Genomic DNA, 21,652 nt, shown 5'->3' with positions numbered 1-21,652 from the left:
TTACCCTAGTGGGGACAAGCCCACGCCTTCGAATGAGTTCTGCTTCAATTTATCCATCACGCGGATCACATCACCATAATTAGTCTGTGCGCCGGGACGAACCACACTTGTTTTAAGATCAGGCCATTGTGCCTTGTAAGCTTGCAAACGCGCTTCAAGACGTTGCAAATCCACACCTTCAGTTGATCTTGCGATACGCTCTTCCAAAGTTTTCGCTTTCGGAACGTCACGCAAAGATAGTTGCATGCTGCCGTCAGCCTCCATCGTCACCCAAAGGGACGGTGGGTTTACGGCTCCTGTTGTGGAGTTGTCACCAATAGCTTGCTTCGTATCAAGAGTACCGATTTGCACCCATACTGCAGTCAAAAGCAAAAAGCAGATGAGTACAGAAAGGATATCCAGAATCGGCAGGATATTGATTTCGAAGTTTAATTTGTCGTTACCGTTACCTGATGCGCTCATAAAGCCCTCTCAGTTAGATGTCTTGGTTCGTACTATTTAAGTGCTTTTTCTTTTTTGTCTGAAACTGGAGCGTAGTGGTAACCAAGTTGGATGAACAAATTCAAAGCTGCTTTGTTCAAATCTTCCGTCAAACGAGTCGCTCTGTTTTGTAGAACCGCGTACATTATCAACGCTGGAACTGCGACTACCAGACCGTAAGCTGTTGTATTCATCGCAAGAGAGATACCTTGAGACAAGATCGCTGCTTTTTCAGCTGGGTTGGCATTTGCGATACCGGCGAAAGAGTGGATTAGACCTGTGATCGTACCCAAAAGACCCAACAAAGTCGCGACGTTGGCGAACATTGCCAGGAAGCCGATGCGTTTTTCAACACGGCTGGATTCTTCAAGAAGGATTTCGTCCATTTTAAGTTGGATCTCTTCTTTGCCACCCAAATCCATCGCGGCTTGGATGCCTGCAGAGGCCACAACGCCCAATGGTTGAGTCAAACCGATCTGCATAGAGCGACGTAGTGCCTGGTCCAATTTGCCGGCTTTAATGTCGTCTGCGATCGTTTTAGAGATATCCTTTTGATTTACTTTACGGTTCAAGAAAAGTGCTACAGAGCGCTCAGCAATAATAGCAACGGAAACGATTTGAGCAGCCAAGATAGTCCACATCCAAATTGCATCTCCTGAAGTGAAACCGCGACCAAGTGACATTAGAAATTCCATGTATATCCTCCGGGGTTAAAAGTTTTCCCGAAGCCTTATGAGCAAGGCCAGTGCCATAAAAAAACATCCAGGTAACAGGTACTTGGCTCAATTAGAGACGACTAAAACGTCACTTCGTGACAAAAATTGTCGTCACTGGGTGGTGCTCCATAAGATTCGGAAAGGACTGTTTTTTTGCTAAAAGCGACGTTGAAATCGTCAAAATGAAAGTCAGGCGCGGTCTCAGATTGATACAAAGTTTGGGCCGTAAAGAAGGCGCTTTGGAAAATAAAAAACCCGATCTTTGTGGGATCGGGTTTAAATCTGAATTTATGTGGATCGATGAAGCCGACTACTCTAAGTGAGTTCTTTGCATGATGCTGCGATCACATTTTCCAGTAAAGGCGTGATCTTTCGCGCGTTCTTTAGGTGCATTCTCAAAGAAGCGACGAATACCAGGAACATTCACGGAAACCATTTGTGCCATTTGCGCCTCGGATGGTGTGTGAGTTTCACCCATTTCAAACAATAATGACCAGATGCCATGTTTCCAGTACGCGTAATCTTCAAAAGCACCATCAGCTGCGTAAAGCATGTCTTTTGAGTTTCCAACATCATAACCACTTTCAACAGCCGCATCTTTGCTTAACTGAATGAACGTGGCATCGTCTTTCGTCATCACATCGCGAGTTGAAAAACCCCATGGGTAAAGAACAGCAGGCCAGTGAGTGTGAAGAGTGGCAGAGCTGATGATGTTTTTTTGATCAATAAAGTTCGCTAAAGCTTTAGTAGACTTGGATTTAAAAGGTTGTCCCGGGATGCAAGGTCCTGGGTAGTCACGATTCTGGTCAACAGAACCCATACCACTTAGGCGCTCATAACGAGAGCGAGAGTTAAAGCCGGGAATATTCAAAACCGGAACGATGTAAACCGTATGACCCTTGATTGGATTTTTCGCAAAGGCATCAGCCGCGCCCATTGCCACGGCCGTAGAACCATATTCATTGCCATGGTGAGTTCCCACAATAAGATCTGCTGTTGGACCATCGCCAATTTTAATGGCGATGATATTTTGCCCGGAATCATTTGGGCCCAGATCAATCAGTTCTGTTGTTGATGGATTCGCAGCCTGGATCTGTTGCAAAGTCTGAACGACTGTTGCGTAGTTATTCACGGGCGCATTCGAAGGGGACACTAAAAGAGAGAATAATAGTTCTAGCATGCATATCACGATGAAGAATACAGACCAGACTTGTCAAAAGACTAAGGTGGCTCCAATTTGAAACTGGACTTAGAGCTGTGAATGATACGTTGGGCGAACTTTAGGAAACTGTCGCAAACTTTCGCACGTATTCAATGACCGAAGATTTAAATTCTTCAGGCAGACCAACGAAGCGCAGTCCCGCGTAACCATCATTTCCCATGTAAACCACTTCACATGTCGTCGTGATCGTTTGATAAAGGTTGGGACTGGTCAAAGTCGCAAAAAACTTTTGGCCAATCTGCAGACCTTCAGCATCGTTAATACCCAAGCCGCCTTCACTGATAGAAATCACACGGCATTTAAGTGGCGGTGCCATTTCACTAGGTTCAAATTCCAGAGTGCCAACGATCGGAACGCGAGGGTGCGATCTGCGGCTGATGCCCAAATCATCCACGACCTGTTGAAGGGCGTAAACTTCTTTCCAGGTTTTTCCGCCGTCTGTGGAGATGTCGACTTGTGAAAGATCGGTCAGCTTTTTTAGCGCGACAATCATGTCAGCGTACTTCATCGGTTCTTTGTTGATTTTGCCTTCGATGCGAGTCATCCAGACTTTGTTTTGATCACCGGCGGGCGCAGTCGGTGGGAGGTCTTTGATCTTAGTACGCCATTTGGCAGGAGTATCCCATTCGCCTTGGCCACGTCCCCACACCAGAGGTTCTTTGAAGGATGCAACTTGTGATTCAACTTCTTCTGGTTCAAACGGTCCTGTAACTTGTCCCTCGTTTAAGATAAACCAAATTTTCGACATTGCGAAGACACCCTTCTGAAAACTGTATTGCCTTTATTACAACGAAAGGTATATCACTTTGTCTAGGAGATTTACGAATGAAGTACATTATCGCGGGCACTGATCGCCCAGGTTCCAACACTCTGAAGCTTGCCAACTATATCCAAGGGATCTACAAAGCCCAAGGGGAAACAGTCGAGATCATTGATCTGGTCGAAGTGAAAGAGCATCTCCACACCGGTCCGCACTATGGAAAAGAGCATTCGGGATTGCAGCCATACCTGGACAAGCTTGTGGCGTCGGAAGGTTTGATTGTGATTTGCCCTGAGTACAATGGATCTATGCCAGGTGCTTTGAAGTACTTCATCGATCACATGAAGTTCCCTGAAACATTTGAGTATCGTCCTGTGTGTTTCATTGGCTTGGGTTGGATGTTTGGGGGGCTTCGTCCCGTTGAGCATTTGCAACAGGTGTTTGGATACAGAAACGCCTTTATTTATCCAGAGCGCATCTTCATCACCAACGCTCCAAAAGTTTTGAATGAGCAAGGGGAGCCTCAAGATGAGGGGTTGAAAAAGTTGTTAGTGAAGCAAGCGACCGGCTTCCGAAACTTTGTTTCGGCTCTATCGGCCTTCAATCTCGACGCAAACTCAGTTATTGCGTCAAAGAAGTAGTCGTCAACGAAGTGGGCTGGCGGTTGTCAGCCACACTTTTATCGCTCAATCGAGTTTCAAAATATACCAATCCAATCAAGATCAATACTGCCAATGCCCATTTAGAGTGGGCTACGGTACGAAGAACAGAGTTTTTAAGATCACCAGATCGAAACATAAGTTTACTCCCTGAGTCCTTATTTTCCCCCAAGGCCTAAAAAGATGGCAACTGACTATCAGGTAATGTGAAGTGCTGCGTTATAATATGTGGTCCAGCTGCTGACAAGAGCTTCGCGATTCCATACACTTGGGATTCAAAATTAAAATGGAGTTGCGACATCGAACACCAAGACCATGGTCATAAGAACACCAATCTAGCAATGCTATCATTAGCTGCTTTGGGCATTGTCTTTGGGGATATCGGAACCAGCCCCTTGTACGCCTTGCGCGAATGTTTTGGTGGCGAGTACGGACTTGCCGTATCACCGGAAAATGTTGTCGGCATTCTTTCTTTAATCGTGTGGACAATGATCGCTACGATTTGCGTAAAGTACATGGCATACGTCATGCGCGCAGATAATAAAGGTGAAGGCGGTATCTTATCATTGATGGCGCTGGCAGTCCGTTCGCAACATACAAAAGACATCACCCATCGTCGTTGGGTTATGACAATCCTGGGACTTTTCGGTGCGGCACTATTGTATGGCGATGGTGTGATTACGCCGGCGATCTCGGTCTTGTCTGCGATGGAAGGTTTAAAGATCGTCACTGATCAATTTGACCCCTACATCATTCCGATCACGATCTTTATCATCAATGCTTTGTTCTTAATGCAGCGATATGGAACCGGAAGAATCGGTGTCATCTTTGGACCAATTCTTTTGTTGTGGTTTACAACTTTGGGAGTGCTGGGCCTAAATAGTCTTCTGAACAATCCCTCGATTCTTGAAGCGATGTGGCCACATCACGCGATCGAGTTTTTCTTTAGAAATGGTGTGCATGGTTTCTTGGTTTTGGGATCTGTTGTCCTGGTTGTAACCGGTGGTGAAGCTCTTTACGCCGACATGGGGCACTTCGGTAAGACACCGATTCGCATGGCGTGGTTTTTTGTTGCTTTGCCAGCTTTACTTTTAAATTACTTTGGTCAGGGCGCTTTGCTTTTGACGAACTCTGATGCGATTTCAAATCCGTTTTACATGCTGGCGCCGAAATGGGCGGTCATTCCTCTGGTGTGTTTAAGTACGACGTCGGCGGTGATTGCATCCCAAGCTTTGATTTCGGGCGTATTCTCTATCACTCGTCAGGCGATTCAGTTGGGTTTCTGTCCGCGTATCAACATCGTGCACACGTCTTCGCAAGAGATCGGGCAGATCTACATCCCGGCGATCAATTGGGCGTTGTTCGTGGGTGTTGTGTGGTTGGTGCTAACATTTAAAACTTCCAGCAACCTGGCTGCTGCTTATGGTATCGCAGTTACGGGAACGATGGTGATCACGACAATTCTTGCTTACGAAGTGGCTCGCCAAAAATGGAATTGGAGTTTTTTTAAGGCAGCGGGGATTTTCGGTGTTTTCCTTATCATCGATGCGGCTTTCTTTGCAGCAAACTTCCACAAAATCCCACACGGTGGTTGGGTGCCTTTGGTGATTGGTGCGGTGATTTATCTGTTGATGACGACATGGCAAAAAGGCCGTCAGGTTTTATTCCGTCGTTTAAAAGAGCGTTCGATGCCAACAGAAGATTTCATGTTGAAGCTTTTGCGTGAACCGCCCATTCGTGTTCCAGGGACAGCGATTTACATGTCGGGTGATCCATGGGGTGTGCCGGCGCCTTTGTTACATAATCTAAAACACAATAAAGTTCTGCATCAGCGTGTGGCGATCTTAACGATCCAAACGCGCGAGGTTCCTTTTGTTTCCAAGAAAGATAACATTTCGATCCAAGAGATCGTTCCAAATTTTTATCGTATCCTGGCTTATTACGGCTTTATGGAAACGCCCAAGATGAAGCACATCCTGGAAGCCTGCCGTAATAAAAACATCAACTTTAATGTGAACGAGACCACGTTCGTACTAGGCCGTGAAACGATTATTGCGACGAAGGGGCCTGCGAAAGTTGACGAGCTTCATATGTCTCACTGGCGTGAACGTCTGTTTGCGGTGATGTCGAAAAATGCGCAACGTCCAACAGCGTTCTTCCGTATTCCTCCCAACCAGGTCATCGAAGTGGGAATCCAGGTCGAGATTTAATTTTCCCTTAATTCGGCTGCCATAGTGTCTTTCATTGCTTGACCTGTGAGCAGCTGAGTGAGTTCATCTTTGGCACGCAACCCATCTTCATAGCCGATCTCCATTAAAGTCTGCACATATTCTTTTTCAAACAACAGAAAGCTCGAAAGCTCAGCTGATTCTTCCAGACCACCTAAACCCCGCAAAAGATAGCGAATCATTCGCGGCAACTCGTGCGCATGTTGAGAAGCGATCTCTGAAAAATCACGGGACGGGGAGATCCATAGGGCGTCGATATGTTTCACCGTCAGATATTTACGTTGTGAGCGCCCCAGCTTTGATAAGGCCAGATTTATGCGCTCAATTCTTTCGATATCAAATTCGATCCCATCGCTCATAAGAGCGTGAAGAAGAACACTCGCAACACGTGCCACACTGGGCATCTCTGTAGGCGCAACTTGACGAGGTCTGAAGCAAATTTCCTCCCGGCGTCTGACACCGATGGCAAGCAGGCGCTCGGCTCCCATGTAAATGGCGGGACCGCAAGGGCTGAAGTTCCGAATCGACCCATCCCCGAAATAGTTGGAACCCACTGCAATCGGCGGGAATAAAACCGGGATGGCGGCCGAGGCCATAACGTGATCCACGTTGAGTTCTGATCTCGCTGCTTGTCTTCTGACTCTTTCCCATAATGGTATCTCCGTAACACCTTGAATGAAAGTGACTGTTGATGAGGAATGAAAATCCAATGCAGAAATTCCCACGCCACGAATGAGGCCTGAATCAATTTTCTTTTGAATGTTTTCAAAGGGACAGTTTTTGGCAATCAGTTCGCGTAATGGTTTTGTATTTAAAAGTGATTTTCCGGGAGTGGGTTTCATACCGCCGCTCGCTAAATCCATAATCCAATGCAAAGCCACTCCTGTCATGGACACGGGATCGGATACAAAGACATCCTGACTTTTCAGTCCTCCCCAAATTCTTTGCAAAGTTTCGGAGGATTCCGTGAAGCTTCCGGGATGTGCTGTTAAGGCGCAAACATTGATCGCGCCCGCACTGACGCCCGTGTAAATATCAAAGGGATTGTTGATTGAAAGTTCTTTGCATATTTCTGCCACAGCCGCCAATACGCCGACCTGATACGCACCTCGTGCGCCTCCACCAGAGAGAACCAGGCCTAAGTTCGACATATAACAAGACTCCTTTTGGACTTGTGGGGGAGATTGAACTTTGAGAAACTGTAAGCGAAGACGAGGTCGAGATAAGAATTACGATTTTTATCCGCTCCATTGAAAGAGCAAATTGACCTCGCTAAGGGCGCCGACGGCGCCCTTCTTTTTTGTCTAAGGCGATCGTGAATTACGGTACGCTTCCTGTTCCGCCCGGCGTTGAGATTCTAAAAGTTCTGATAAATGAGTGCGGCGGTTTTTAACCGTGCGATCGATTTGATTTAAGTACGTCGCCAGGTGATGAAACAGCTTTTCGGTTTGCGAATCTGTTTCCAGTCGACCTTCCTCGCCTTTAATTTCTTCAATCAATCTATCTATTATAAAGAGAGCAGCGTTAAGATTAACGCCCACATCGTGCAGAAATTCGGTTTCTTCATACAGCTCGCGCTCAACCATACAGCTCCCTTCAGAATACTTCCTGGATGAATTATCCGGGCGAGAACGCGCGTGCTCAACATGTAGCATTACAGTACTTGCTCTCTGTTTAATGCTTCGCGTGAAGAATTTATAACCCGCTACTGGAGTCAAAATGAGCTTAGTTTTAGTAACAAGTGTGAAATCGAACCTGCTTAATTTTTAGGCTTCAGTGCGTCTACTGCCCGTAAATATTAGGTTATTGTCAGGATTTGGTGTTGAAATAGGACCAAAGTGCTGGCACTTTCATTGCTTAATAAAAAATGACAGCCAAGTTGGCTCCATTTTGGGACCACTTGAAGTGAGCAGATGAAATCGTAGTGAATGTGAAACGACAAACATCTGCAAGCGACTTGAATAAGAATTAAGAAACTAAACTTACTTAAAACTATTAACGATTAACAAAGTTCTAACAAAAAAAGGGGACCACACAGGTGAAAAAACAAATTCTTTCATCACTTATTTTGGCAGGTTCTTTGGTTGTGGCAGTTTCTGCTCACGCTGAAGAAAAAAACCAAAGCGCTAACACAAGCACAGTTAAAGTAACTGACGTTCAAAAAAAGGACGAGCAAACAAACGGTGACTTGGATAACGAAATCACGAACGCGAAAATGCGTGCGGATTCTGGTTCTAAATCTATTTGGTCCGTATCAACTTCATGGGCTTACAACGGTGGTAACCTTGAAAAACCATTTGGTGCTGAACGTCCAAACTATGCTGGCGAAGCTGGAACGCAACCAGCAACTAACCTGGTAGGATCTGTTGGTATCAACTACCGTTTGGATAAAAACTCTGCATTGAATTTCTCTACAGGTCTTTCTTTGTACACTCCATTCCAAAATAACTGGGAAGAGACTTCTAACCAAAATGGTAACAGACAGTTCTCTATCGCAACCCCATCTTTGGGTTACTCTCGTTCATTCAGAGCGATGGGCATCCAACAAGCATTCAGCTCTAGCGCTTCTTATGCGACAGACGCTTACGATGTAGACACATTGAAACTATTGGGTTCGTTGAGCGTTGGTCACACTTTGCTTTTCGAAATCCCGAACTCTAACTGGCAACCAGGTGTTGCCTTTGACGTAACTTACAACGGTTACACTGAAGGCGCTGACAACGTTGATACTATCCAAAACCGCGGAACTGATGTTCACGGTGGTGGTCGTACGGACTGGGTTCTTGGCTTCTATCCATTCGTTGAGTATGCATTCAACGACATGTTCTCGTTCAGAACTGTATTCCGTCCATTTATCTTCTCTCACTTCAGATCTGATGACGGTTCAGAGTGGTTGAGAAGCTTGTACACGCAATCAGTTGGTATCGGTATCGCGGTTACTCGTGACATCTATCTTTACCCGAACATGCAGTTCGCTCCTGAGTACTTCACGGCTGATAAAACAAACGTAGGTATGTCAGCGACAATCAACGTATTCTAATCTTAGATAAACAGTTGAACTTAAAAAGGCAGCCCCATAAAACGGCTGCCTTTTTTTATACGAAAAGACGAAAAGGTGCCTGCCGGTTTTTGGTAGCGGGGGTGCGGCGTAAATAAAAAAGGCTCCTTGTGGGAGCCTTTTAAGTTTTAAAGTTGTGCTGTTGAGGTCGCCGCTGTTTCCGGAAGAAGTGGCAGGGGATCGATCGGTCCGCGGTTTTTGCGAATTTCAAAGTGCAGATGGACTCCCGTTGCGCGTCCAGTTCTTCCCATGGCCCCAATCACTTCGCCTTTGCGAACCTTTTGGCCTTCGGAAACCAGGATCTTATCAAAGTGAGCATACAATGTTGCCCAACCGTCGCCAGACTCGATTAGAACCATTTTTCCGTACCCTTTAAACTCACGACCTGCATAGATGATTGTGCCGCCTTGGGCAGCCAATATAGGCGTTCCTTTAGGTGCGGCTAAATCGATACCCAAATGGGGGCGGCGTTTATTAGGTAAGAATCCACGAGTCATGCGGGCAGCATCCACCGGCCAATCAAACGACTTATCCTGTTGTTCGATGGTCATCGGTTGATCTGAAGCCACTCCACGTGATTGGGAGGAGCCGTTCATGATTTCTCGGGAAAGGGGTGTATGAAAAGTCGTACAAGAACCCAAAGTTCCTGTCGCGATAATGCATCCTGCAAAGTTAACTAGCTGTTTCCATCCTGGTGTCATGTTTTGACTATAACGTACAAGGGCTCGTATCCAAAGGATTTTTTGCCCAAAAAAGGCATAAAAAATGACGCAAAATTATCAATTGTTAACTGCCTATTTTTCAATCATTTCGAGCGGATAACCCCGGAAGTCGATGACAGTTTTAGAGTAATCTTTCAGGCTTAAAGTCTGTATAAAAATGAGAGTTTCAGAAACAGAAAAGGCGCACTCGAAAGCACGCCTTCATTCAATACTCTCGAGGGAGAAGTCGAGTTAGTAGATAGGAAAGTGCTTACACATTTCTTTAACCTCGGCGTGCACTTTGTTTTTCACATCTGCATTGTCAGCATTGTTCAAAACCTGCGCAATCCATTGACCGATCTTCTTCATTTCTGAAGTGCCCATTCCACGTGTTGTCAAAGCAGGTGTTCCAATGCGAATGCCACTTGTCACGAATGGAGAACGCTTTTCATTCGGTACCGTGTTTTTATTCACAGTGATACCAGCTTCATCCAAAGCAATCTCTGCAACTTTACCTGTGATTTCACGATCGGAAAGATCAATCAACATCAAGTGATTGTCCGTACCGCCAGTCACAAGTTTGAAACCTTGGGACAAAAGCTCTTCAGACAGTGTTTTTGCATTCTGAATAACTTTGCCGCTGTAGTCTTTGAATTCAGGTTTCAAAGCTTCACCGAATGCCACAGCTTTACCCGCAATCACGTGTTCCAATGGACCACCTTGAATGCCTGGGAAGATGCGAGAGTTCATGATCTTCGCTTTTTCTTCAGAGTTCGTCAGAATCATACCGCCACGAGGTCCGCGCAAAGTTTTGTGAGTCGTCGTGGTTACATAATCTGCGTATTCAGCCGGAGACGGGTGGTGGCCTGTTGCAACCAATCCTGCAAAGTGTGCCATATCCACCAAAAGATCTGCGCCCACTTCAACGGCGATTTCTTTAAATTTAGCGAAATCCAAAACACGTGGGTAAGCTGAATAACCCGCGATAATCAAGCGAGGTTTTGTTTCTTTAGCCACGGAACGAATTGTATCGTAATTGATACGACCTGTTTCTGGATCCAATTTGTAAGAAGCCGCTTTGAAAAGCATCCCAGAGAAATTCACGGGAGATCCGTGAGTCAAATGACCACCATGAGACAAATCCATCCCCAGGATTGTGTCGCCAGCTTTACACGCTGCCAGGTAAACACCCATGTTAGCTTGTGAACCCGAATGTGGTTGTACGTTCGCAAAGTTCATACCGAAAAGTTTTTTCGCACGTTCAATCGCAAGTGACTCAATCGTGTCGACATTGACACAACCGCCGTAATAACGTTTGCCCGGGTAACCCTCAGCGTATTTGTTTGTCAGGATGGAGCCTTGGGCTTCCATCACAGCTTTTGATGTGTAGTTTTCAGAAGCGATCATCTCAAGACCGAACTGTTGACGTTCAGATTCTTTTTGAATCACCGCAAATACTTCGGGATCAACTTGGTTTAAAGTTAGAGACGTCGAATTCATAGAAAACTCCAGATGTAAAAAGTGCCGGCTCATTGCCAGCGCACTGAGAAATTATTAACTGAGCCGAGGGAATTTAAAAGTCTCAACAACCAGTGTCGGTCGCCAATTTGTCCACGCGTTTTTGGTGGCGCCCACCCTCGAATTTTGTGCTTAAGAATGCCTTCACCATTTTGATGGCAAGATCGGGTGCTGTAAAACGGGCGCTCAAGGCGATGACGTTCGCATTATTATGTTCACGGGAAAGGCGGGCGATATCTTCATTCCAGCAAAGTGCTGCGCGAATATGAGGATAGCGATTTGCACGAATGGCCATGCCTTGTCCTGAACCACAAACTAAAACTCCCATGGCAGGCCCAAACGTGGGATCGGTGATTCCAGATTTTTGATTCAGAATTTCGACCTTTGTCAGTTCTTTGCAAACCTTATCCGCGTAATCAGGATAATCGACAGAGTCGCCATTGAATGTGCCTTGATCTTTCCATTCAATTTCCGGAAATGCAGACATCACTTTAAGTTTTAAATCCAAACCAGCATGGTCGCAGCCGATATAAATAATCATGATAAATTCCTTGAAGTCGTACAAAGTAAAAAGCCCTGATTTCCCAGGGCTTTTAATTAGTTTTTAAATTTAGAGAAGATCATACAAGCATTTGTTCCGCCAAAGCCAAAGCTGTTGTTCAGAACATTGTCGATCTTCGCCTCACGTGCTTTGTGAGGTACATAGTCCAGGTCGCAATCTTCACTTGGGTTTTCCAAGTTCAAAGTTGGCGGAGCAATCTGGTCGCGAATCGCCATCACACAGAAAGCAGATTCAATCGCACCAGCTGCGCCTAACGCATGACCCGTCATAGATTTCGTGCTGGATACCATCACGTTTTTCGCGTGATCACCCAAAAGGTGTTTGATCGCAGCCGTTTCCAAGCCATCACCCACCGGAGTCGAAGTTCCGTGTGCATTGATGTATTGGATGTCTGTCGGTTTCAGACCGGAGTCTTTCAAAGCCATCGCCATCGCCGCATAACCACCAGCACCTTCAGGAGCTGGGGAAGTCATGTGGTAAGCATCAGAAGAAACGCCATAACCTGTGATCTCGCATAGAATTTTAGCACCACGTTTTTCAGCGTGTTCTAAAGATTCAATACACAACATCGCAGAACCTTCACCCAGAACAAAACCATCACGGTCTTTATCCCAAGGACGGCTAGCTTTTTCTGGAGCATCGTTGCGAGTTGAAAGAGCTCTCATCGCAGCGAAACCACCCACCGCCAAACGGCAGATAGTCGCTTCTGCGCCACCCGCAAGCATCACATCAGCAACACCGTCACGGATATAGCGAACTGCATCTCCGATGGAGTGAACACCTGAAGCACAAGCCGATGTAACAGAATAATTTGGACCTTTAAGACCCAATGCGATCGAAACCTGACCTGCAGCCAAGTTCGTGATCACGCTTGGGATAAAGAAAGGACTCACACGTCCTGGTCCTTTCTCTTTCATTTTGATGGAAGTCTCTTCCAGGTTTTGAAGCCCGCCGATACCAACACCAATGATCACTCCCGTTGTCGCTTTCTCTTTTTCAGAAAGCTCCAATTTCGCCATTTCAATCGCCATTTTTGAGGCGGCGATTGAATAGTGAATGAACTCATCCATCTTTTTCTGTTCTTTTTTCTCGATGTATTGATCAGCATTAAAGCCTTTCACTTCACCGGCAAAAGTCACATCGAAGCCTGTTGTATCAAATTTAGTGATCGGAGCGATGCCAGATACACCTTTTTTAGCATTAGACCAGCTCTCCTCAATGGTATTACCAAGGGGAGTAACAGCACCAACGCCTGTTACAACGACTCTTCTTTGTGAAATAGATGGGCGTTCAAATCGGGATGTCATAAAGACCTACGCTTTACCTTTTTTTTCTAGGTAAGAAGCAACGTCTTGAACTGTTTTAAGCTTTTCAGCGTCTTCGTCTGGAATTTCAAGATCGAATTCTTCTTCCATAGCCATTACTAGCTCAACGATATCCAAGCTGTCTGCACCAAGATCGTCGATAAAAGAAGCCTCAGGCTTAACTTTATCTGGATCTACGCCAAGTTGTTCTACGATGATGTCTTTAACTTTTGGATGCAATGCCATTTAATCCTCCTAGTACATTAATCCCATTAAGTATTATTCAAATTTATCAAAAACAATTTCATAACCTCACTTCAGTCGAGCCTTAGGTGAGTATACTTACATCCGCCGTCACTAATGTGACTTATTCCATGAACATTCCGCCGTTCACGCTTAGAGTTTGTCCAGTGATGTATTTTGATTCATCACTCAACAAGAATCTCACCGCCTGAGCAACGTCAGTGCCTTCGCCAATTTTGTTCAAAGGTACTTTTTCTAAAATCTTCGCTTTTACTTCTTCAGGTAAAACGTCTGTCATTTCAGTAGCGATATAGCCAGGTGCTACGTTGTTCACGCGCACATTTCTGGAAGCAAGTTCCAACGCCACAGACTTTGCGAACGCCACTGTACCAGCTTTTGAAGCTGCATAGTTAGCTTGTCCTGCATTGCCTGTTTGGCCGATCACGGAAGTGATATTAACGATAGAACCTTTGCGAGCTTTCATCATCGATTTAGTGAAAGCCTTGGTAACCAAGAAAGTGCCGCGCAGATTTGTAGCAATAACAGAATCAAAATCTTCTGCTTTCATACGCAACAACAATTGATCTTTAGTGATGCCAGCATTGTTAACAACACCATCAACGTCAGACCATTTTTCAAGAATGTGTTCGACCGCTTCATTGACAGACTGTTCGGAAGCCACGTCCATCTTGATATAGAAGTGACCATCACCTTTAAGAGTGTGAGCAACTTGTTGTGCGGATTCTTCGCGAGAAGAGTAAGTGAAAGCGATTTGAGCGCCTTCATCAGCAAGAAGTTTTACGATAGCAGCACCGATACCACGGCTGCCACCAGTGACGACGATTTTCTTACCTTGAAGTGAATTTCCGCTCATGAATCTTTCCTTAACTTCCAGCTTCGACAAGTGTCGAAGTGCCATCGATGCAGCTTAAAAAACTAGGGTAAAAGCTCACCGATTTTTATGCGAGTCCACTGTGTCTGAACTCGAAATAAAGCTCAAGAAATTTCAATGACTCGTAGCTTTCAAAAAATCCTCAATAGTTTTGAGATCTTCCATGCTTGTTGTGGTCATTACTTTAAAGAATTCGCCATCAATTTTCTTTAGCAACCCTTGGATAACTTTTCCAGCGCCGCATTCCACCACTTGAGAGTGGCCAGAAGCCTTTAAAGTATCCATGCTTTGCATCCAGCGCACGGGAGCTGAAACTTGGCGGATCAGATTTTCACGAAGGATCGCGCCGTCAGTTTCGAACTTCGCATGGAAGTTTTGAACGATTGGGAATGCTGCGGTTTTGAACTCCATCGCGGTCAAAACTAAACGCATAGTGTCTTCGGCAGGTTTCATCATTTCACAGTGGAATGGTGCGGACACAACCAAAGGAATCAATTTCGCGCGTTTCGGAGCTTCCGCCCAGATAGCTTCCGGTTTAAAATTATCTTTCAACCAGTTGATAGCCTTCATGGAACCAGAAATAACGATCTGGCCCGGGGAGTTGAAGTTCGCTGGAGACAATGGACCAAATCCAGAGTTTTTAACTGTCCATTGGCAAAGTGTTTCAACTTGTTCTGGCTCAAGACCAAGAACGGCAACCATGCCACCTTGTCCCACTGGAACAGCTGACTGCATAGCTTGTCCACGAGTACGAACGGCTTGCATACCTTGTTCAAAGCGAATCACATCAGCGGCAACCAATGCAGCATACTCACCAATCGAGTGACCTGCAGCAGATTGAACTTTCAAGCCGAACTCAGAGCGCAAAACTCTTTGAGTCGCTGTGGAAACCAACAACAAAGCCGGTTGAGTATTTTCAGTCAAAGCAAGATCAGCTTCCGTGCCTTCGAAGCACAGTTTCTTCATATCTTGTTTTAGAGCTTCAGAACCTTCTTCGAAAGTTTCTTGAGCAATTTTGAAGTTATCGAATAAAAAACGGCCCATGCCAGGTTGTTGGCTGCCTTGTCCGGGAAATACCAGAGTGAACATAATTTTAGTACCTCAAGAGAACGGAACCAGACGTCAGGCCTGCACCGAATGCAGTAAGCAAGATCGTTTGACCACGTTTGATTTTTCCATTTTGAACGGCCCAGTCAAAGGCCAACGGGATTGAAGCGGAAGATGTATTACCTGTTTCGTGCAAGTAAAGGATCACGCGCTCCATTGGGAATTTAAATTGATCTGCAACAGCCTCAACAATGCGTTTGTTCGCTTGGTGCGGAACGATCCAGTCCACCTGATCGGCAGACATTTCATTCGCTTCCAAAGCCTCTTTACAGCAAAGAGCCATCGTGCGAACCGCGTTCTTAAAGATCTCGCGACCCTTCATAGTAACGTAGTGCAAATTGTTGTCGAGAACATATTGAGATTGCGGCATCAAACTTCCGCCACCTGGAAGTGTCAGAAGCTCAGCCAAATCACCATCAGCATGCAGGTGCGAAGAGGCGATGACGTTTTTATCACCATCTGCTGCGCGGGAAAGAACCCAAGCACCAGCACCGTCACCGAATAGGATGCATGTTTCACGGTCTTTAAAGTTCACAAAGCGAGATAAAACCTCGGCTCCAAGAACCAGAACGTTTTTGTACATACCTGTGCGAATGAATTGGTCAGCGATAGAAACTGAATAAAGAAAACCCGAGCAAGCGGCATTCAAGTCAAAGGCCACGATATTGCGGCAGCCTAGTTTACTTTGTACGTAACAAGCTGTGGAAGGCATCTGACGGTCACCAGTAACGGTGCCGACGATGATCATATCAATGTCTTGTGCGGTAAGATTTGCGTCTGCAAGAGCTCTTTGTGCGGCACGAAGGCAAAGGTCAGATGTGCCTTCACCCTCGGCAGCGATATGGCGGCGTTCGATCCCGGTACGTTCAACGATCCATTGATCGGACGTCTCTACCATTTTCTCCAAATCGAAATTTGAAAGAATTTTTTCCGGTAGATAAGAGCCAATCCCTGCTACACGAGATCGATAAATTCCTGCCATGGATATCAACCTAACTCTAAGTTATTACTTAGCTGCGCTGATTTGTTTGCCTTTGTAGTACAAAGCGCCGTCAGCACCTTTAGTTGCACGGTGTGGACGAACAAGCTCACCAGTTTTTTTGTTAACAGCTACTGCTGGAGCAGACAAACCGTCATGAGAGCGGCGCATATCACGTTTAGAACGGGATGTTTTCTTCTTAGGAGTTGGCATTTCAAACCTCTTTTAAATCTAACAATATGGAATCAGAAGTACGGTAATTTATATAAACTACAATAAAAATCAAGTCTTTAATTAAGCTTTAAATTCTTTAAAGCGGCAAACGGGCTTTCCTGCTTTTCTGCCGGCATTTCCTCATTATAGATAAAACCGTGTTCTGGCTCAGGATTTGTGTAAATTGAGCACTCAGGATTATCTTCTTTAGGGCATACCGGGTTAAATGGCGTCCCTAGGGCAATCACTTCATGCAGGTATTCACCCATATCGAAATGTTGGCCTTCGTATTCACAGAAATCTGTTTCACCTTCTGGAATATCACTCACATGGTTTACTTTCGCGTATTTGCCGCCACGGGGCTGATCCTGTTTAGGAATCAGGATTTCGTGGAATTTCTCCGTCATGTGCAACTTCATGTCATTGCCGCAGCGAGAGCACTGGCAAGGCTGATCTGTGACGATTTTGCCAGTCATATCAAAGTCTTTGGAGTTCAACGGACGGATTGTGAATTCGGCTGTGTAGGCTTCTTTAGCGATTAAATCGGCCAAAATGGCATTAACTTCACCTGTTTGGTTCGTCCAAACATAAGTGCGGCCATCTTCAGGAATTTCAGCAAGATTGATTTTCATAATAAGTACTCCGGCAAGCGCTCCTTTCTAGAATACATGGGGCGCTTGGTCAAGAATAGAATGAGCAGAGTGGAGTCCTTTTACGGTCTGAACAGGTCTTTTGCAGCTGGAGTGGACTTAATCTGCTTTAGTTCCTTCATCTGTTTTACCAGAGTTTCCCAGCGTTCTACGGTCATAGAGCCCAGAACTTGTCCTTTGACCTCAATTAAAGGCTGCTGAATCTGAGCCGCTTTATTGAAAGTCTCCAAATCCAAAGCTTTATTCATTTTAGCCATGACCTGATTGGTTTTAACGGGATCCTTAAGATATGCCGCCCAACCTTGGCGAGTGGCTTCAACCATCTTTTTCACCAATTCCGGATTTTTCTTAATCGTTTCTTCGCGGGCCGCAAGGACGACGACGTAAGGATTAAATCCTTCATCAGAAACCAGGAAGCTTTTTACTTTCGCGCCGCCTTTTTCTGCCGCCAAAGGTTCCGTGGTGATAAATCCTTGCTGAGAAAATTTCTTGTCGCTTAAGAAATTAGAAACGCCCCCAAGATACGGAACGACAGTCGCTTTGGGTTTTCCAAACTTTTGGACCAGATATTGATGATAGGGGAGGCCCGCCTGAACCGCCAACGTCCCTTCACGGCCGTAAATGTCTTTCAAAGATTTAAAATCATTCTCGGCGTGAGTCATGATGATGTAGGGAGCCGTTTGATAAACCGCAAATAAACCCACGACTTTGTTTTTCGGATTGCGATCCTGGGAAATCACGATTTCATCGGCACTGACAATTGCAAAATCAACTTTTCCATTGGCCAGCATTTGCACTGTCGGTGTTCCAGAGCCACCTTCCTGGATTGAAATGCTGATTCCATGCTTCATATAAATTCTTTGAGTGGCAGCTTCATAAAAGCCGCCGAATTCCGGTTCTGGCTTCCAATTCAACGCGAGCGTCACGTCCGTCGCAGCTGTGCTTTTTGGTTCCGTGGCCAAGGACGCAGATCCCCAGAAAATAAGGGTCGTTAAAAGAAGTGTTTTCATAAATCTCCTGTGGAATACGGGCGGTATTTTTGCAGCAAGCGGTGAGTTAAAGTCAGCGCACCGATCATCATTAAGCCCATCAAAGATAGTAAAATCAAAGCCCCAAAGACAATGTCGACTCGTTGTTGAGTTCGGGCCGCATCAATCATCGCTCCCAAGCCGCCACCAGCTACAAACTCCCCAGCGATCGCTCCGATAATGGAAAGACCTGCGGAAATTTTTAAGCCTGAATAGATATAGGAATAAGCTGTGGGGAGTTTCAGTTTCCATAAAATCTGCCAGGCATTTGCGTGATAGATCTTAAACAGGTCCAGTTGCGCAGATTGAACACTTTCAAGACCCATCAAGGTGTTTGCGATGATTGGAAAGATCGAAACGATAAAACTTGAGGCAATCACTGTGGGCGCACCAAAGCCGAAATAGATCACCAACAGCGGAGCCACCGCAATGATCGGCACGGTCTGAAAAAACACGGCAAATGGCAAAATAGCGCGTTTTAAAAAGCTAGATAGAGAAAACATCACAGCCAGTGCGGTTCCAAAGAAAATACTCAAGATCCATCCGGCCAAAGTATTTTTTAAAGTCTGCAAAAACGATGTAACATAATCAAGTTTCATCTCTATCAAAGTTTTTACGACTGTTTCCGGTGATGGAACTAAGCTTTCGGTAATGATGTTTTGCTTTACTAAAACTTGTAAAATGCAGGTAACTAAAAGAAAAAATCCAAGGGCTGGCAACATCCGTTTCATCGTCTTAGTCCTTCAGACAGTGTGCGGATGATTTGATTGAACCCTGGCGAAGTTCTTAATTCTTCATTGCGCTCTTGCGGTAGATCTAATTTTTGATCCAGACCAATGTCTCCACCATCCGTATTCATCAAAACCACTCGCTCAGACATAAAAACGGCTTCAGACAATGAATGTGTCACAAATAAAACCGTGATGCCTTCTTGTTGCCACAGGTTTCTTAATTGAATTTGCATTTGATAGCGCGTGAATTCATCCAAGGCGGCAAAGGGTTCATCCATTAAAAGCAACTGAGGCTTTGTTACCAATGCGCGGGCTATGGAGACTCTCATTTTCATGCCGCCAGACAATTGATGGGGAAATAGATTCTCGCTGTCCTGAAGATTCACTTTGCTTAAAGCTTCTAAAACGCGGGATTTGATTTCATTTTTTGAAATTGCTTTAAGTTCTGGACTGATCTCAAATGGCAGGGCTACGTTTTCAAAAACTGTTTTCCAAGGCAGCAGATTCGCATCTTGAAATACGAAACCGAAATGATTTGCCTGGGAGTTTTGAACGTTACCGGCTGTGGCGGATTCAAGGCCCGCGATCAATCTTAGCACCGTCGATTTTCCGCAGCCTGAAGGCCCGACCAACGAAACAAAAGATCCAGCAGGAATCTGCAGATTGAAATTCTTCAAAACCTCTTTCAGGCCGAAGTTTTTCTTTAGATTTTGAAGCTGAATCCCTGCAAACGCTGACATTCTATACCCAGTCGTAGTTAAAACTAATGCTGATGCGTTCTTTGGCTGCGTCGTTTGCTGGCACTTCATGACGAAGCCAGCTTTCAAACAACACCAGATTGCCTTCCTGAGGTTCAACGGAGTGATAGCGCTGATTGTGTGTCTTTGCATTATGTTTGCGTGGCGGAGACGCCATGAAGGAATCCATGCGTGGATCTTCAAACTTGATTGCTGAACAATTTTTCGGTGTTTGTAAATAATAAGTCCCGCTAATAACAGACAGCGGATGAAGGTGCATGGTGTGGATTACGGATGTCGGCATGATATTCACCCAGCACGAACTCATTTTAAGTTCTTTGGGATTAATATCCATTTCCAGATGCTTCACGAATTTATAAACGTGTTTATTGATGGCTTTCTCCAGATCCCCAAAGGTGCTGGAAAATTGATGAAGCTGAGACATGGATCCATAAGATGTGTAACCACCCTTATAGTTTTTTTGCGACCAAGCCTGACCCTCTTCATCGATTTCCGCGATTTTATAGGCCTCTTGTTTCAGATCCTTGTTAAGAACTGCCATTTTGGCTTTCTCTTGAAGTGGGGAATAGTAAACAAACGTAGGAAAGAGGGCTTTGATCATTAATTCCTGTCCAGTTCTGTCCAATATTGAGACGAAATTCCTGTCTAATATTGGGACTTTAGGCTGAAAACCCACCCAGTGCAAGATGCCGTGTTCATTTCTTTTACAGGCGCTGCGCGCGGAAGGTCACACAACTGTGCCAAGTCGGTTTTAAGGCCGTTCCAGCTGGCACCGCCGATGCAATAGTGATTGGTATAACCAAGGAGTGAATTATGAAGAAGCAAGTAATGATCGCAATGATGACTTTGATCCCAATGACTTCTTTCGCAAAAGTTGCTGATTTCGGCTCAATGATCTCTGAAAATGCAGCAGCTCAAAAACAGCTTCACGAATCAGTTCGCGGCAATCTTCAAGAAACTCGCGAAATCGCTGCTAAGCCTGAAGTTCGAGAGAAAATCGTGATCGTAGAAGCATCTGGCACTTCTTATAATTCACCAACGAACAAAGATTTCATGCGTTTCGCTAAAGAAAAATCTGCAGCGCAACCAGCTCAAGACAAACAATTCGACCGTCTTGCGAATGAAATCCGCTCAATGGATCAATAGTACTTAAAATCAATTCCCCAACCTCCTAATTGTGCACTCCTTAAAGCGCTGGTTCTCCCGACCGGCGCTTTTTTTTATTGGAGCACCAATTCCCATTGTGATGGCCGGTCCGCAGTATTAGAGAATCAACTTACGAAGCTCTTGTTGAGAGTAAACATAGTCAGCATAGACCATCGTATTCGCGATGTTTCTGTGTCCCAAAGCGACCTGCACCAGGCGTAAATCCTTGGTTTTTCGATACAGTTCAATCGCAAAAGTATGCCTTAAAGAGTGGAACTTTTTAGGAACCGGGCGGTACATCTCCCAGATTTGATAAAGTCGGGGGTAGGTGATTGGGAATACTTGATGACCACCCTGCTGTTCGGCGAATCTGTGAAGTCGTTCAAAAATAGCTGAATGGATCGGGATTTCCCGGTCATTTGAGTTCTTAAGACCCCTGATAAAGATGCTTTCGTCGTAGGGGTTCAGATCTGACCTTTGAATATTAAGAATTTCCTGGGCCCTGGCGCCGGTCTTCAAACCCACCCAAAACATCAAACAATTGCGTGGATCTTTGAGTTCAAAATCCGTGAGAATTTTTCGCAAACGTTCAACCTCGGGTTCGAGGAGATATTTGTTTTTGTTGAGTTGATACCGAGGTGCCGGAGCCATGATTCATCATTCAAAAGTTAAATGGGGTCTGGCAATCGATATCTCA

The 21,652-nt window shown here is 45.3% G+C and carries 26 protein-coding genes; 4 read left to right on the top strand and 22 right to left on the bottom strand.

From position 1 onward, the window contains the following. The 4 genes from HW988_RS09630 to HW988_RS09615 form a co-directional block, all read right to left on the bottom strand. Nucleotides 1-462, bottom strand: coding sequence for a biopolymer transporter ExbD (locus HW988_RS09630; protein WP_181607483.1), 462 nt, complete (start codon nucleotides 460-462; stop codon nucleotides 1-3). A 32-nt stretch (nucleotides 463-494) separates the two neighbouring features. Next, complete coding sequence (locus tag HW988_RS09625) at nucleotides 495-1,175, bottom strand: MotA/TolQ/ExbB proton channel family protein (protein ID WP_181607482.1); 681 nt, start codon at nucleotides 1,173-1,175, stop codon at nucleotides 495-497. 331 nt (nucleotides 1,176-1,506) lie between these two features. Further along, nucleotides 1,507-2,376 (bottom strand): M14 family zinc carboxypeptidase, encoded by an 870-nt coding sequence (locus HW988_RS09620; protein WP_181607481.1) that lies wholly within the window; start codon nucleotides 2,374-2,376, stop codon nucleotides 1,507-1,509. A 100-nt stretch (nucleotides 2,377-2,476) separates the two neighbouring features. Then, a complete protein-coding gene (locus HW988_RS09615) occupies nucleotides 2,477-3,166 on the bottom strand; it encodes a PilZ domain-containing protein (RefSeq protein ID WP_181607480.1) in 690 nt (229 codons plus the stop codon). Between the two features lie 77 nt (nucleotides 3,167-3,243). Here HW988_RS09615 and HW988_RS09610 point away from each other — a divergent pair, with 77 nt between their 5' ends. Beyond that, nucleotides 3,244-3,819, top strand: coding sequence for an NADPH-dependent FMN reductase (locus HW988_RS09610; protein ID WP_181607479.1), 576 nt, complete (start codon nucleotides 3,244-3,246; stop codon nucleotides 3,817-3,819). Here the strand turns inward: HW988_RS09610 and HW988_RS09605 are convergent. Further along, nucleotides 3,800-3,976 carry a hypothetical protein gene (locus HW988_RS09605; protein ID WP_168196624.1) on the bottom strand — a complete coding sequence of 59 codons (177 nt, stop codon included), beginning with the start codon at nucleotides 3,974-3,976 and terminating at the stop codon, nucleotides 3,800-3,802. The two genes, HW988_RS09610 and HW988_RS09605, sit on opposite strands and share 20 nt — an antisense overlap. A 202-nt stretch (nucleotides 3,977-4,178) precedes the next feature. Here HW988_RS09605 and HW988_RS09600 point away from each other — a divergent pair, with 202 nt between their 5' ends. Continuing rightward, nucleotides 4,179-6,047, top strand: coding sequence for a potassium transporter Kup (locus tag HW988_RS09600; protein WP_181607478.1), 1,869 nt, complete (start codon nucleotides 4,179-4,181; stop codon nucleotides 6,045-6,047). On the opposite strand, the gene HW988_RS09595 is transcribed toward HW988_RS09600, so the two are convergent. Both HW988_RS09595 and HW988_RS09590 read right to left on the bottom strand, forming a co-directional pair. After that, nucleotides 6,044-7,216 carry a patatin-like phospholipase family protein gene (locus tag HW988_RS09595; protein ID WP_181607477.1) on the bottom strand — a complete coding sequence of 391 codons (1,173 nt, stop codon included), beginning with the start codon at nucleotides 7,214-7,216 and terminating at the stop codon, nucleotides 6,044-6,046. The genes HW988_RS09600 and HW988_RS09595 overlap by 4 nt on opposite strands. A gap of 153 nt (nucleotides 7,217-7,369) precedes the next feature. Further along, complete coding sequence (locus HW988_RS09590) at nucleotides 7,370-7,651, bottom strand: hypothetical protein (protein ID WP_142700241.1); 282 nt, start codon at nucleotides 7,649-7,651, stop codon at nucleotides 7,370-7,372. A gap of 452 nt (nucleotides 7,652-8,103) precedes the next feature. Here HW988_RS09590 and HW988_RS09585 point away from each other — a divergent pair, with 452 nt between their 5' ends. Further along, nucleotides 8,104-9,105 (top strand): hypothetical protein, encoded by a 1,002-nt coding sequence (locus tag HW988_RS09585; protein ID WP_181607476.1) that lies wholly within the window; start codon nucleotides 8,104-8,106, stop codon nucleotides 9,103-9,105. A gap of 146 nt (nucleotides 9,106-9,251) precedes the next feature. Here HW988_RS09585 and HW988_RS09580 read toward each other — a convergent pair whose 3' ends face one another. The 14 genes from HW988_RS09580 to HW988_RS09515 all read right to left on the bottom strand — a co-directional run bounded on the left by HW988_RS09580 (nucleotide 9,252) and on the right by HW988_RS09515 (nucleotide 20,350). Further along, nucleotides 9,252-9,824 (bottom strand): M23 family metallopeptidase, encoded by a 573-nt coding sequence (locus HW988_RS09580; protein WP_181607474.1) that lies wholly within the window; start codon nucleotides 9,822-9,824, stop codon nucleotides 9,252-9,254. A 252-nt stretch (nucleotides 9,825-10,076) separates the two neighbouring features. Next, entirely contained in the window at nucleotides 10,077-11,324 is a 1,248-nt protein-coding gene (glyA, locus tag HW988_RS09575; protein ID WP_181607473.1) for a serine hydroxymethyltransferase, read from the bottom strand. 82 nt (nucleotides 11,325-11,406) lie between these two features. Next, on the bottom strand, nucleotides 11,407-11,883 hold the full coding sequence (locus HW988_RS09570) for an RpiB/LacA/LacB family sugar-phosphate isomerase (protein WP_181607472.1): 477 nt from the start codon (nucleotides 11,881-11,883) through the stop codon (nucleotides 11,407-11,409). A 56-nt stretch (nucleotides 11,884-11,939) separates the two neighbouring features. Then, on the bottom strand, nucleotides 11,940-13,211 hold the full coding sequence (gene fabF, locus HW988_RS09565; RefSeq protein ID WP_181607471.1) for a beta-ketoacyl-ACP synthase II: 1,272 nt from the start codon (nucleotides 13,209-13,211) through the stop codon (nucleotides 11,940-11,942). Between the two features lie 6 nt (nucleotides 13,212-13,217). Beyond that, nucleotides 13,218-13,454, bottom strand: a complete 237-nt coding sequence (acpP, locus tag HW988_RS09560) for an acyl carrier protein (protein ID WP_142700235.1) — start codon at nucleotides 13,452-13,454, stop codon at nucleotides 13,218-13,220. Between the two features lie 121 nt (nucleotides 13,455-13,575). Further along, nucleotides 13,576-14,325, bottom strand: a complete 750-nt coding sequence (gene fabG / locus HW988_RS09555; RefSeq protein WP_181607702.1) for a 3-oxoacyl-[acyl-carrier-protein] reductase — start codon at nucleotides 14,323-14,325, stop codon at nucleotides 13,576-13,578. Nucleotides 14,326-14,457: 132 nt separating this feature from the next. Continuing rightward, nucleotides 14,458-15,432: an ACP S-malonyltransferase gene (gene fabD / locus HW988_RS09550; protein ID WP_181607470.1), complete on the bottom strand. Its 975-nt coding sequence runs from the start codon at nucleotides 15,430-15,432 to the stop codon at nucleotides 14,458-14,460. Between the two features lie 4 nt (nucleotides 15,433-15,436). Next, a complete protein-coding gene (locus tag HW988_RS09545) occupies nucleotides 15,437-16,432 on the bottom strand; it encodes a beta-ketoacyl-ACP synthase III (protein WP_181607469.1) in 996 nt (331 codons plus the stop codon). A 24-nt stretch (nucleotides 16,433-16,456) separates the two neighbouring features. Beyond that, nucleotides 16,457-16,642, bottom strand: a complete 186-nt coding sequence (rpmF, locus tag HW988_RS09540; protein WP_142700231.1) for a 50S ribosomal protein L32 — start codon at nucleotides 16,640-16,642, stop codon at nucleotides 16,457-16,459. 77 nt (nucleotides 16,643-16,719) lie between these two features. Next, nucleotides 16,720-17,274: a DUF177 domain-containing protein gene (locus HW988_RS09535; RefSeq protein ID WP_181607468.1), complete on the bottom strand. Its 555-nt coding sequence runs from the start codon at nucleotides 17,272-17,274 to the stop codon at nucleotides 16,720-16,722. Nucleotides 17,275-17,354: 80 nt separating this feature from the next. After that, complete coding sequence (locus HW988_RS09530) at nucleotides 17,355-18,302, bottom strand: ABC transporter substrate-binding protein (RefSeq protein ID WP_181607467.1); 948 nt, start codon at nucleotides 18,300-18,302, stop codon at nucleotides 17,355-17,357. Further along, nucleotides 18,299-19,051, bottom strand: a complete 753-nt coding sequence (locus tag HW988_RS09525; RefSeq protein WP_181607466.1) for an ABC transporter permease — start codon at nucleotides 19,049-19,051, stop codon at nucleotides 18,299-18,301. Before HW988_RS09525 ends, HW988_RS09530 begins: the two co-directional genes overlap by 4 nt. After that, nucleotides 19,048-19,791 (bottom strand): ABC transporter ATP-binding protein, encoded by a 744-nt coding sequence (locus HW988_RS09520; RefSeq protein WP_181607465.1) that lies wholly within the window; start codon nucleotides 19,789-19,791, stop codon nucleotides 19,048-19,050. Before HW988_RS09520 ends, HW988_RS09525 begins: the two co-directional genes overlap by 4 nt. A gap of 1 nt (nucleotide 19,792) precedes the next feature. Beyond that, the gene (locus HW988_RS09515) at nucleotides 19,793-20,350 is read right to left on the bottom strand and encodes a 2OG-Fe(II) oxygenase family protein (protein ID WP_255490301.1); all 558 of its coding nucleotides are present in this window, start codon (nucleotides 20,348-20,350) and stop codon (nucleotides 19,793-19,795) included. Nucleotides 20,351-20,622: 272 nt separating this feature from the next. Here HW988_RS09515 and HW988_RS09510 point away from each other — a divergent pair, with 272 nt between their 5' ends. Further along, nucleotides 20,623-20,955 carry a hypothetical protein gene (locus HW988_RS09510; RefSeq protein WP_181607462.1) on the top strand — a complete coding sequence of 111 codons (333 nt, stop codon included), beginning with the start codon at nucleotides 20,623-20,625 and terminating at the stop codon, nucleotides 20,953-20,955. 117 nt (nucleotides 20,956-21,072) lie between these two features. Here HW988_RS09510 and HW988_RS09505 read toward each other — a convergent pair whose 3' ends face one another. After that, a complete protein-coding gene (locus HW988_RS09505; protein WP_142700225.1) occupies nucleotides 21,073-21,606 on the bottom strand; it encodes a tyrosine-type recombinase/integrase in 534 nt (177 codons plus the stop codon). Nucleotides 21,607-21,652: the final 46 nt, after the last annotated feature.

The sequence above is a fragment of the Bdellovibrio sp. KM01 genome (assembly GCF_013752535.1).
GTDB lineage: Bacteria > Bdellovibrionota > Bdellovibrionia > Bdellovibrionales > Bdellovibrionaceae > Bdellovibrio.
This window is presented reverse-complemented; position numbering and strand designations above follow the sequence as displayed.

Excerpts from the sequence above, each read along its gene's own strand:
- HW988_RS09525 (WP_181607466.1), bottom strand. The coding sequence starts at position 19,051 with ATGAAACGGATGTTGCCAGCCCTTGGATTTTTTCTTTTAGTTACCTGC.
- HW988_RS09535 (WP_181607468.1), bottom strand. The coding sequence starts at position 17,274 with ATGAAAATCAATCTTGCTGAAATTCCTGAAGATGGCCGCACTTATGTT.
- HW988_RS09570 (WP_181607472.1), bottom strand. The coding sequence starts at position 11,883 with ATGATTATTTATATCGGCTGCGACCATGCTGGTTTGGATTTAAAACTT.
- HW988_RS09605 (WP_168196624.1), bottom strand. The coding sequence starts at position 3,976 with ATGTTTCGATCTGGTGATCTTAAAAACTCTGTTCTTCGTACCGTAGCC.
- fabD (WP_181607470.1), bottom strand. The coding sequence starts at position 15,432 with ATGTTCACTCTGGTATTTCCCGGACAAGGCAGCCAACAACCTGGCATG.
- rpmF (WP_142700231.1), bottom strand. The coding sequence starts at position 16,642 with ATGCCAACTCCTAAGAAGAAAACATCCCGTTCTAAACGTGATATGCGC.
- HW988_RS09505 (WP_142700225.1), bottom strand. The coding sequence starts at position 21,606 with ATGGCTCCGGCACCTCGGTATCAACTCAACAAAAACAAATATCTCCTC.
- HW988_RS09545 (WP_181607469.1), bottom strand. The coding sequence starts at position 16,432 with ATGGCAGGAATTTATCGATCTCGTGTAGCAGGGATTGGCTCTTATCTA.
- HW988_RS09610 (WP_181607479.1), top strand. The coding sequence starts at position 3,244 with ATGAAGTACATTATCGCGGGCACTGATCGCCCAGGTTCCAACACTCTG.
- HW988_RS09630 (WP_181607483.1), bottom strand. The coding sequence starts at position 462 with ATGAGCGCATCAGGTAACGGTAACGACAAATTAAACTTCGAAATCAAT.
- HW988_RS09600 (WP_181607478.1), top strand. The coding sequence starts at position 4,179 with ATGCTATCATTAGCTGCTTTGGGCATTGTCTTTGGGGATATCGGAACC.
- HW988_RS09615 (WP_181607480.1), bottom strand. The coding sequence starts at position 3,166 with ATGTCGAAAATTTGGTTTATCTTAAACGAGGGACAAGTTACAGGACCG.
- acpP (WP_142700235.1), bottom strand. The coding sequence starts at position 13,454 with ATGGCATTGCATCCAAAAGTTAAAGACATCATCGTAGAACAACTTGGC.
- HW988_RS09515 (WP_255490301.1), bottom strand. The coding sequence starts at position 20,350 with ATGGCAGTTCTTAACAAGGATCTGAAACAAGAGGCCTATAAAATCGCG.
- HW988_RS09580 (WP_181607474.1), bottom strand. The coding sequence starts at position 9,824 with ATGACACCAGGATGGAAACAGCTAGTTAACTTTGCAGGATGCATTATC.
- HW988_RS09520 (WP_181607465.1), bottom strand. The coding sequence starts at position 19,791 with ATGTCAGCGTTTGCAGGGATTCAGCTTCAAAATCTAAAGAAAAACTTC.
- HW988_RS09625 (WP_181607482.1), bottom strand. The coding sequence starts at position 1,175 with ATGGAATTTCTAATGTCACTTGGTCGCGGTTTCACTTCAGGAGATGCA.
- HW988_RS09530 (WP_181607467.1), bottom strand. The coding sequence starts at position 18,302 with ATGAAAACACTTCTTTTAACGACCCTTATTTTCTGGGGATCTGCGTCC.
- fabF (WP_181607471.1), bottom strand. The coding sequence starts at position 13,211 with ATGACATCCCGATTTGAACGCCCATCTATTTCACAAAGAAGAGTCGTT.
- fabG (WP_181607702.1), bottom strand. The coding sequence starts at position 14,325 with ATGAGCGGAAATTCACTTCAAGGTAAGAAAATCGTCGTCACTGGTGGC.
- HW988_RS09590 (WP_142700241.1), bottom strand. The coding sequence starts at position 7,651 with ATGGTTGAGCGCGAGCTGTATGAAGAAACCGAATTTCTGCACGATGTG.
- HW988_RS09510 (WP_181607462.1), top strand. The coding sequence starts at position 20,623 with ATGAAGAAGCAAGTAATGATCGCAATGATGACTTTGATCCCAATGACT.
- glyA (WP_181607473.1), bottom strand. The coding sequence starts at position 11,324 with ATGAATTCGACGTCTCTAACTTTAAACCAAGTTGATCCCGAAGTATTT.
- HW988_RS09620 (WP_181607481.1), bottom strand. The coding sequence starts at position 2,376 with ATGCTAGAACTATTATTCTCTCTTTTAGTGTCCCCTTCGAATGCGCCC.
- HW988_RS09595 (WP_181607477.1), bottom strand. The coding sequence starts at position 7,216 with ATGTCGAACTTAGGCCTGGTTCTCTCTGGTGGAGGCGCACGAGGTGCG.